This is a genomic window from Nonomuraea deserti (assembly GCF_004348685.1).
Lineage (GTDB): Bacteria > Actinomycetota > Actinomycetes > Streptosporangiales > Streptosporangiaceae > Nonomuraea > Nonomuraea deserti.
Genome location: NZ_SMKO01000284.1, coordinates 1 through 9,479, shown reverse-complemented (window position 1 = coordinate 9,479; position 9,479 = coordinate 1). Strand labels below are relative to the sequence as shown.

At 71.4% G+C, this 9,479-nt stretch carries 8 protein-coding genes; 6 read left to right on the top strand and 2 right to left on the bottom strand.

Annotation, left to right across the window (positions count from 1 at the left end):
• The first annotated feature begins 56 nt into the window (after positions 1 to 56).
• Both E1292_RS47555 and E1292_RS47550 read left to right on the top strand, forming a co-directional pair.
• On the top strand, positions 57 to 1,025 hold the full coding sequence (locus tag E1292_RS47555) for an aliphatic sulfonate ABC transporter substrate-binding protein (protein ID WP_132606394.1): 969 nt from the start codon (positions 57 to 59) through the stop codon (positions 1,023 to 1,025).
• A complete protein-coding gene (locus E1292_RS47550; protein ID WP_132606393.1) occupies positions 1,022 to 2,491 on the top strand; it encodes a sulfatase family protein in 1,470 nt (489 codons plus the stop codon). The genes E1292_RS47555 and E1292_RS47550 overlap by 4 nt, the downstream gene beginning before the upstream one ends.
• 44 nt (positions 2,492 to 2,535) lie before the next feature.
• On the opposite strand, the gene E1292_RS47545 is transcribed toward E1292_RS47550, so the two are convergent.
• A complete protein-coding gene (locus E1292_RS47545) occupies positions 2,536 to 3,402 on the bottom strand; it encodes a fumarylacetoacetate hydrolase family protein (RefSeq protein WP_132606392.1) in 867 nt (288 codons plus the stop codon).
• A 205-nt stretch (positions 3,403 to 3,607) separates the two neighbouring features.
• Here E1292_RS47545 and E1292_RS47540 point away from each other — a divergent pair, with 205 nt between their 5' ends.
• A complete protein-coding gene (locus E1292_RS47540) occupies positions 3,608 to 4,648 on the top strand; it encodes a hypothetical protein (RefSeq protein ID WP_132606391.1) in 1,041 nt (346 codons plus the stop codon).
• Here E1292_RS47540 and E1292_RS47535 read toward each other — a convergent pair.
• Positions 4,638 to 5,813 (bottom strand): L,D-transpeptidase, encoded by a 1,176-nt coding sequence (locus E1292_RS47535; RefSeq protein WP_132606390.1) that lies wholly within the window; start codon positions 5,811 to 5,813, stop codon positions 4,638 to 4,640. The two genes, E1292_RS47540 and E1292_RS47535, sit on opposite strands and share 11 nt — an antisense overlap.
• Positions 5,814 to 6,008: 195 nt before the next feature.
• On the opposite strand from E1292_RS47535, the gene E1292_RS47530 reads away from it, so the two are divergent.
• From E1292_RS47530 to E1292_RS47520, 3 genes are all read left to right on the top strand, one after another.
• Positions 6,009 to 6,656 (top strand): hypothetical protein, encoded by a 648-nt coding sequence (locus tag E1292_RS47530; protein ID WP_132606389.1) that lies wholly within the window; start codon positions 6,009 to 6,011, stop codon positions 6,654 to 6,656.
• An 86-nt stretch (positions 6,657 to 6,742) separates the two neighbouring features.
• Complete coding sequence (qcrB, locus tag E1292_RS47525) at positions 6,743 to 8,338, top strand: cytochrome bc1 complex cytochrome b subunit (protein WP_132606388.1); 1,596 nt, start codon at positions 6,743 to 6,745, stop codon at positions 8,336 to 8,338.
• 429 nt (positions 8,339 to 8,767) lie between these two features.
• Positions 8,768 to 9,479, top strand: a 712-nt coding sequence (locus tag E1292_RS47520; protein WP_246090917.1) for a polysaccharide deacetylase family protein, incomplete at its 3' end; no start/stop codon positions are given.

The following is a 9,479-nucleotide window of genomic DNA, read 5'->3' as shown; positions in this document are numbered from 1 at the left end:
CGCACGTACCCCGCGGCCCCGGCCCGCACTCACCTCCCGGAAAGGACTGATCCGCCATGCGTTCCCTTCGCCGCGCCCTGACGGCCGCCTCGGCGGTGAGCCTGATGACACTCTCCGTGACCGCCTGCACCGACGACGGCTCCACGGTCAGGTTCGGCTACATCAGCGACTACAACGGCGCGAGCCTGCTCGCCATCGCCGACAAGCAGGGCCTGTGGGACAAGCAGGGCCTCACCCCCGACATCAAGGTCTTCACCAACGGGCCCCTGCAGATCCAGGCGCTCGGCTCCGGTGACCTCGACTTCGGCTACATCGGCCCGGGGGCCATGTGGCTGCCCGCCACCGGCAAGGCCAAGGTCGTCGCGGTCAACACGCTCGCGTACGCCGACCGCGTCATCGGGCGGCCGGGCGTCAAGACCATGCAGGACCTCAAGGGCAAGAAGGTCGGCGTGCCCGAAGGCACGTCCGGCGACATGGTGCTCAACCTGGCGCTGCGGAAGGCGGGCATGACCGCCGGGGACATCCAGAAGATCCCCATGGACCCGGCCACGGTCGTCTCGGCGTTCTCGGCCGGGCAGATCGACGGCGCCGGGATCTGGTACCCGCTCATCGACACGATCAAGCAGAAGGTGCCGGACACGGTGGAGCTGGCCAGCACCAAGGAGTTCCCGGACAGTTCGTTCCCGACCGCGTTCGTCGGCGGCACCGGCGTGGACCAGGAGCTCACCCGCAAGGTGATCAAGGTGCTGCAGGAGGCCAACGACTGGCGTGCCGCGCACCCCGAGGACTCGATCACCGAGGCGGCCGCGCTGCTCAAGCTCGACGTGGCCAAGGTCAAGGCCGACGCGGCGAACGTACAGGTCATGAGCACGGCCGACCTGGTCGCCAAGACCAAGGACGGCACGGTCGCCACGTGGCTGAACAGCCTGGGCGACTTCTTCGTCAGCACCGGCCAGCTGAAGTCTCGCCCGGATCCCGCGACGTACTACACGGGCGACCTCTACACGGAGGCCTACACCAAGTGAACCTGCTGTTCCTGATGACCGACCAGCACCGCGTCGACACCCTGGGCTGCTACGGCAACCCGCACGTGGCCACGCCCAACCTGGACAGGCTGGCCGCGACCGGCACGCGGTTCGATCGGTTCTACACGCCGACGGCCATCTGCACGCCGGCGCGGGCGAGCCTGCTCACCGGGCAGGCGCCGTTCCGGCACCGGCTGCTGGCGAACTACGAGCGCAACGTCGGCTATCTGGAGGACCTGCGGGAGGACGCGTTCACCTTCCCGGAGGCGCTGCGGGAGCGCGGCTACCAGCTCGGGCTGATCGGCAAGTGGCACGGCGGCACCAGCCGCAACGCCGCCTCCTACGGCTTCGACGGGCCCGACCTGCCCGGCTGGCACAACCCGGTCGACCACCCCGACTACCTGGCGTACCTGGAGGAGCGGGGGTTGCCGCCGTACCGGATCTCGGACCTGATCCGGGGCACCACGCCCAACGGCAACCAGGGCAACCTGCTGGCGGCGCGGCTGCACCAGCCGGTGGAGGCGACGTTCGAGCACTACCTGGCGACCAGGGCGATCGAGCACATGGAGCGCTACGCCGCGGACGGGCGGCCGTTCTTCCTGGCCACGCACTTCTTCGGGCCGCACCTGCCGTACCTGCTGCCGGACGAGTACTTCGACATGTACGACCCGAGCCTGGTGGAGCTGCCGCCGTCGATCGCGGAGACGTTCGAGGGCAAACCGCCGGTGCAGCGCAACTACAGCGCGCACTGGACGTTCGACACGATCCCCATCGAGGTCACCCGCAAGCTGATCGCGGTCTACTGGGGTTACGTCACGCTGATCGACCGGCAGATCGGCCGGATCCTCGACCGGATGGACGAGCTGGGGCTCACCGGCGAGACCACGGTGTTCTTCACCGCCGACCACGGCGAGTTCACCGGGGCGCACCGGCTGCACGACAAGGGCCCCGCGATGTACGAGGACATTTACCGCATCCCCGGCATCGTCCGCATCCCCGGCGAGCAGCCGCAGGTCAGGGACGAGTTCGTCACGCTCACCGACTGCACCGCGACGATCCTGGAGCTGGCGGGCTGCGACACGAAGCCGGCCGTGGACAGCCGCAGCCTGGCGCCGATCGTCCGCGGCGAGCACCCGGAATGGCCGGGCGAGCTGCTCGCCGAGTTCCACGGCCACCACTTCCCCTACCCGCAGCGGATGATCCGCGACGACCGCTACAAGCTGGTCGTCAACCCGGAGTCGGTCAACGAGCTGTACGACCTGCGCGCCGACCCGCACGAGCTGAGCAACCGGTACACCCACCAGGAGCTGGCCCCGGTCCGGCGCCGCATGATGCGCCGCCTGTACGACCTGCTGCGCGAGCGCGGCGACAACTTCTACCACTGGATGACCCCGATGTACGACATCGGCGCCCTCGACTACGACCCCACGCTGAGCTCCTTCGAGAAGGAGGGCAGCGCCGGCTGAGAGCCATGCCGCCCCGTCACCGGGCGGGGCGGCGTACGAGGAGGTCAGCGCATGGCGTCCAGGCCCCTGACCACGCTGGTCGTCAGCGTGCCGACCTCGGAGACGGCGATGGTCACCGTGTCGCCGTCCCGTAGCGTGAACGGCAGGTCGGGGACCAGGCAGGTGCCGGTCGCCAGCACCGCGCCGTCGGGGAAGACGTCGGCGCGGAACAGGTAGGCCGCCAGGTCGTCGAGGCGCCGGTTCAGCTGCGAGGTGTTCGCCTTGCCGTCCCACACCGTCTCTCCGCCCCTGGTGATGGAGAGCGTGATGTCCAGGGCGTACGGGTCGGAGACCTCCCATGCGGGCCTGATCGCCGGGCCGACGGCGCACGCGCCCAGGTAGATCTTCGCCTGGGGCAGGTAGAGCGGGTTGACGCCCTCGATGGTGCGCGAGCTCACGTCGTCGACCACCGTGTAGCCGACGATCTCCCCCGAGGCGTTGAGCACCAGCCCCAGCTCGGGCTCCGGCACGTCGATCTCCGAGTCGGCGCGCGCCGAGATGCGCCCGCCGTCCCCGGAGACCTTCCACGCCGCGGACTTGAAGAAGAGCTCGGGTCTTTCGGCGTCGTAGACCAGCTCGTACACGTCGGCGGCCCGCTCGCTCTCGACGACTCTTGCCTCGCGCGAGCGCCGGTAGGTCACGCCGGCGGCCCACACCTCCATCCGCCCGTCCACCGGAGGCAGGAGCCGTACGCCCGCCGAGGCGTGGCGGGGACCGTCGGCACCCTCGCACCGCGCGCGGAATTCGGCGGAGGGGAGCCCGAGCAGCTCGCCGACGGTGGTGATCCCGGACAGCTCCACCACCTGTTCACCGTCGTCGATCCCGACCGCGTCCGCACCGGTCAGAGGGCTGGTGAACCGTACGATCTGCATGCCTGCTCCTAGCTCGATCAGACGAGGGGCCGAAAATGTCATCCGATGAATTGTCCCCTATCCAGTCAAGTGAGGGGATTTGTCCGTCCGGTTTACGGGACCCGACGGCATCGCCGGGCGAACACCATACGAAAAGGCCGCACTTCGCGTAGTCGACCAGGTACGCTGCGTGACGCCGGACCGTACGGATCGATGGCGGTGACCAGTGACACAGGACGGCGCGCTCCTCTTCCCTCCCCGGCCCGACGCGGCCATGACGTGGGCCGGCTACGTCGCCGGCCTGCGGGCGCTGCGCGCCTGGGCGGGGGCGCGCGACGACGCCGAGCTGGCCGCGGCGGTGCCGGGCCTCACCGTCCGGGCGATCGACGACGTGCTCGGCGAGCGGCACGCGGCCGTTCCCGACCGCCGCACGTCCGAGCTGGTGGTGCGCGCCTGCCTGCTCGTGCGGGGCGGCTCCGACGAGGAGATCGCCGGGGAGCAGGCGCTGTGGCGCTCGGCATGGGACCGGGTCCACGGCGCGGAGCAGGACCCCAGCGCGCAGGGCCGGGCACGCGGCCCCGAGCGGGGCCCCGGCAAGCGCGGCCGGGCGCGCGGCGCCGAGCAGGACCCGGGCAGGCAGGGCCGGACGCTCAAGGTCGCCGTGAGCGTGCTCTTCCCTGCCGTGACGGGTCTGGCGGGCAACCTGGCCACCGGCAACATGCACGATCCCTGGCTGTGGGGCGCGCTCGCGACGGTGCTGGCCGTGCACGCCGGCCTGCTGCTCGCCGGACCGTCGCGGTGGTTCCGGACGCCGCTGCGGGCGGCGGCCGCGTCGCTGGTCGCCGTCGTCGTGACCGGCTGCCTGGTCCTCGCGCCCGTGTCACCCGGCGGGCCGCCCGCGTGCGCGAAGGCCGATCCTCGTACCTCCATCAAGCCGCCGGTCGAGGACCCGGACCTCGGGGTGACCTGGGAGCGAGGCTTCGCCTGCGAGAACGCCGGAGGAACGGTGCACGCCGGGCCGGGCGCGGCGACCGCGAAGGTCGGGCGGCTGGACCGGGAGGGCCCCGACGTCTTCCTGTGCGTGGTCGAGGCGGGGGACGGACATTGGTACCGCACCGTGGCCGACGAGCCGTGGGCGAACGGCGGGTGGGGGTACATCTCCCAGGCTCACGTCAGGGCCCAGCATCCCGTCCCCGGCATTCCGCCCTGCCCGGCTCCGGCCGGTGCGAACGCGGCGGCTCCCTCCCGCGCGGGCGTCAGCCGTTGACCGGGGCGCCGAGGGCGCTGCCGGCCAGCCAGTCCTCCCATGACTTCGCCCACGGCGTCGGCCCGTTGCCGAACCGCAGCTTCCTCGACGTGCCGCTGACTTCGATGATGTCGCCCCGCTGGGTGAACTCGTAGAACCAGCGGGCGTTCTCCGGGCTGGCGTTCACGCAGCCGTGGCTGACGTTGCGGCTGCCCTGCGCGCCGGTCGACCAGGGCGCGGCGTGGAAGAACGTGCCGCTGTAGGTCATCCGGACGTTCCACTTGGTACGGATCCGGTACTCCCCCGGTTTGCCGACGGTCGCCGAGTCCATGACGATCTCCGGCGCCTTCTCCTGGGCGATCATGACGCCCGAGTAGCTGTCGTCGCCCGGCTTGCCCAGGCTGACCGGCATGGTCTTGACGACGTCGCCGTTCTTCCGCACCACCGCCTTGTGGGTCCCGGCGCTGACCTTGGTGATGTGCTCGGGGCCGACGGTGAAGCTCAGCCTGCGGTCCTTGGTGCCCCACAGGCCGTCACCGGCCCGTACGCCCGCCAGGTGCGCCACGACCGTCACCTGCTCCCCCACCGGCCAGTACGCGCGCGGCCTGAACTGCACCTCACGGTCGCTCACCCAGCTCCACGCCCCCTCGACCGGCTGGGACATCCGCACCTCCAGCGACCGCTCGATCGCGGCCCGGTGCTCCTTGCCCGTCACCGGCCGGGACAGCAGCAGCTGCACGGGCATCCCGACCCCGACCGTCTCGCCGTCCAGGGGTGACATGCCGCTCTTCAGTACGCGCTCCGGTTCGAGGGTGGTGAACGTCGCCTTGCCGGTGACCTGCCTGCCGTCGGTGCCCGTGGCCCGGGCGCTGACCGTGTACCTGGTCGAGGGCCGCAACGACCACCGGGGCCGCCACGTGCCGTCGGCGCCCATGGAGCCCCGTACCTCGCGTCCCTTGGCGTCGGCGACGGTCAGCGCGGCGACCTCGCCGCCGGTGACCTTGACGCTGACGCCGGTGTCCGGGCGGACCTTCTCGGAGCCGTTCGCGGGCGTGATCGACAGCTTGGCCGCCGGTGCCTGCCGCCCGTCCGGTGCCCGATCGCCGCCTGCCGTGCATCCGGCGATCAGGAGCATCGCCGCCGTGAGGGTGCCGGCGAGAATCCCGCCGGTCCGGCCGTGCCGCATCGCTGGTGCCTCCCGTGCCTGGCAGATAGGGGTCGTGGGGCCAGATGGCCTACCTGCCCAGAACGAGCGGGGCCCATGCGGCCCGGACCCGTCGTGGTGCTCCGGCGGCTCCGCCGTCCGGGGCGGGTGGACTCCACCGGGCCCGGACGGGTGATGAGCTTGCCACCGCGTCCGGCCACCGAGGATCATCGATCGGTGGACTACTACCTGATCGACGCCGCGGCGGGCGACCCGTCACCGGCGGCGATGCTCGTCGAGGAGTTCGTCCTCTGCGACGACTACACCGCCGCCGGCATCGACACCGCCGCGTGGCGACCGGCGGCCAGGGCCTGGGCGGGCGCCGCGCGGCTCAGCCGGGACCTGCGCTCCGACGCCGGGTTGCGGGCGAGGGTGACGGCGGTGGACCGGCGGGCGGCGGCGCAGGCGTACGCGCGGCTCGGCGGCGGTGAGCTGCCGTCCGAACCGCAGCTGCGGGCACGGTCCGAGCGCCAGCCCCTTCCCGGCGAGACGCCGCTCGACCTGGGCACCTCGACCGGCGCGCGCCGCTACCGCATCCTGTTCGCGGGGGAGCTCGGCGCCGACGCGCTGGCGAGCGCACGCACGGCGCTGCGGCTGGAGCCTACCGGCGACCCGCGCGTGGCCGGCGCCGCCGCGGCCGACGCCGACGGCCACGGCTTCTCCTGGGAGCTGCGCCGGATCGGGACGAGCATCGCCTGGTGCGTGGACGTGACCGCGCGGCTGGGCGCGGCGCCCGCCACGGCGCTCGGCGCGCTGCTGCACCACCACCGGCAGGCGATCCGCGCGCTGGGTCTGATCCCCGTCACGATCGAACGCTTCGCCTGAAATTGACCGCCCGCCAGCTGTCACATTTTTGGCATCTGTCCCGTCTTGTTAGGTGACGTACCCATCAAGACATAGGCGGGTTGACGATGAAGGGCAGCTCACTGGCCGGAGCACTCGACGACCGGCTCGGCGGGGCCGGCTTTCTGAAGAAGGCGATGCGGAAGGTCTTCCCCGACCACTGGACGTTCCTGCTCGGGGAGATCGCTCTCTACGCGTTCGTGGTCGTGCTGCTCACAGGCGTCTTCCTCACGTTCTTCTTCAAGCCGAGCATGCAGGAGGTGATCTACGACGGTTCGTACGTGCCGCTGCAGGGCGTCGCGATGAGCGAGGCGTACGCCTCCAGCCTTGAGATCAGCTTCGAGGTGCGCGGCGGCCTGCTGATGCGGCAGATGCACCATTGGGGCACGCTGGTCTTCCTCGCCGCCATCGTCGCCCACATGCTGCGCAACTTCTTCACCGGCGCCTTCCGCAAGCCGCGCGACCTGAACTGGCTGATCGGCGTCGCCCTGTTCGGCCTGGTGATGCTGAACGGCCTGTTCGGTTACTCGCTGCCCGACGACCTGCTGTCGGGTGCGGGCCTGCGCATCCTGCACGGGGTCACGATCTCGGTGCCGCTGGTGGGCACGTACCTGGCGATGTTCCTGTTCGGCGGGGAGTTCCCCGGGGGAGACATCATCTCCCGGCTGTACAGCATCCACGTGCTGCTGATCCCCGCGCTGCTGCTCCTGCTCATCCCGCTGCACGCGGTGGTGCTGACCTGGCGGCAGACGCACACGCAGTTCAGGGCGAAGGGGCTGACCGACCGGGTGGTGCGCGGAGCGCCGTTCTTCCCCACGTTCCTGGCGAAGACGACGGTGTTCTTCCTGTGGGTGCTGGCGGTGATCACGCTGCTGGCGACGCTGTTCCAGATCAACCCCATCTGGTTGTACGGCCCGTACCTGCCGAGCACGATCAGCGCGGGCTCGCAGCCCGACTGGTACATGGGCTTCCTGGAGGGCGCGCTGCGGATCATGCCGCCGTGGGAGTTCACGGTCTTCGGGCACACGGTGACCATGAGCGTGCTCATCCCGGCCCTGGGGGCGCCCGGGCTGCTGTTCACGGTGCTGGCGCTCTACCCGTTCGTGGAACGGTGGATCACCCGTGACAACACCGTGCACCATCTCCTCGACCGGCCGAGGGACGTGCCCGTACGCGCCGGCCTCGGCGTCGCCGGGATCGCCTACTACGGCGTGCTCTGGCTGGCCGGCGGCAACGACCTGATCGCCTCGACGTTCCACATCTCGCTGAACGCCACCACGTGGATCTTCCGCGTCGCGATCGTCGCCGGGCCCGTGCTGGGCTACGTGATCGCCCGGAGGATCGCCCTGGGGCTGCTGGCGCGCGACCAGCACACCGTCTCCCACGGCGTGGAGACCGGGGTCATCGTACGCGGCCACGACGGCGCGTACAGCGAGATCGAGCGGCCGGTCACCGAGGAGGAGGAAGCGGTGCTCGTACCTGCCGCGCTGCCCGCACTGCCGCCTCCAGGGAACGGCTCGGGGAACGGCTCGGGGAACGGCTCGGGGAACGGCTCCGGCAACGGCTCCGGCCACGGCTCCAGGAAGGAACACGGCAACGGCGAGGTGCCGCCGCCCGCCGGACGCAGGTTCCGCGACGCCCTCCAGCGTTCCTGGAACCGCTGACCGGACCCCTCACGGCCGGGGCGGCCCCTCCGCCCCGGCCCGCTCCATCCGGAAAGCCGCCTCCCGCGAACCAGGTACGCAGGACGGTTGTCCAACTTCTTGGAACGGTCCCGGCCCCGGCCGGGCCGGCACTCAGGGGGACGCACCGGAGGTGGTGCGCGAGGGGGAACGATGAAGATCGGCGCGCGGGCGCGCCGGGACGGGCCGGCGCGGGCGTGCCGGGTTGTCCCGGCCGGCGCCAGACGGGGGACGGCGGGGCGCATCGCCACGGCCGTCCTCGCGACAACGGCTTTCGGCGCGAGCCACGCGGCCCTCGCCACAGCCCTGCCCAGGGCAACGGCACGGCCTGACCCGCAGGGAGAGGTTCGCGGGACGGCCGTCCCTGGCGCTCCGGGCAAGCGGGCAAGCGGCGCGTCCACGGTGGCCGCGGTGTCCGGTACGGTCCACGAGATGTGGTCCGGCGCCGTCCGGGCCGTCTCGCTCCGACCGGTGAGAGCGGCGCTCGACGCCGCCGCGGGCAAGCCGGTCGACTGCCGCCGCGTCAAGTGCGTGGCGCTCACGTTCGACGACGGACCCGGCCGCTACACGGACACGCTGCTACGCCACCTCGCGGCCCACCGCGCCCGCGCCACGTTCTTCGTCGTGGGTCAGAACGTCGCCGCCAACCCCGGCATCGTCCGCAGGACGTACGCGGCCGGACACGAGATCGCCGGCCACACCTGGTCACACGCCGACCTGACGAAGTTGTCGGCCACCGGGATCCGCTCCCAGCTCACCCGTACCGACCGGGCGATCAAGGCGGCCACGGGCGTCACGCCCAGGCTGATACGCCCGCCGTACGGCGCCTTCAACACCGCCGTACGCCTGCAGAGCCCGCGCCCGCTGGTGATGTGGAGCGTGGACACCCTCGACTGGCTGCATCGCGACAGCGCCAGGGTGGCCCGCAAGGCCGTCAGGTCGGCGCGTCCCGGCAGCATCATCCTGTTCCACGACATCCATCCGACCACGGTCCGGGCGATCCCGAGGGTGCTGAGGAAGTTGTCGGCCCGGGGCTACCACTTCGTCACCGTCAGCCGGCTGTACGGCGACAGGCCACCGCGCCTGGTCTACGGCACCACCCGCCGTCCCCGCCCCGCTGACC

Excerpts from the sequence above, each read along its gene's own strand:
- qcrB (WP_132606388.1), top strand. The coding sequence starts at position 6,743 with ATGAAGGGCAGCTCACTGGCCGGAGCACTCGACGACCGGCTCGGCGGG.
- E1292_RS47535 (WP_132606390.1), bottom strand. The coding sequence starts at position 5,813 with ATGCGGCACGGCCGGACCGGCGGGATTCTCGCCGGCACCCTCACGGCG.
- E1292_RS47555 (WP_132606394.1), top strand. The coding sequence starts at position 57 with ATGCGTTCCCTTCGCCGCGCCCTGACGGCCGCCTCGGCGGTGAGCCTG.
- E1292_RS47545 (WP_132606392.1), bottom strand. The coding sequence starts at position 3,402 with ATGCAGATCGTACGGTTCACCAGCCCTCTGACCGGTGCGGACGCGGTC.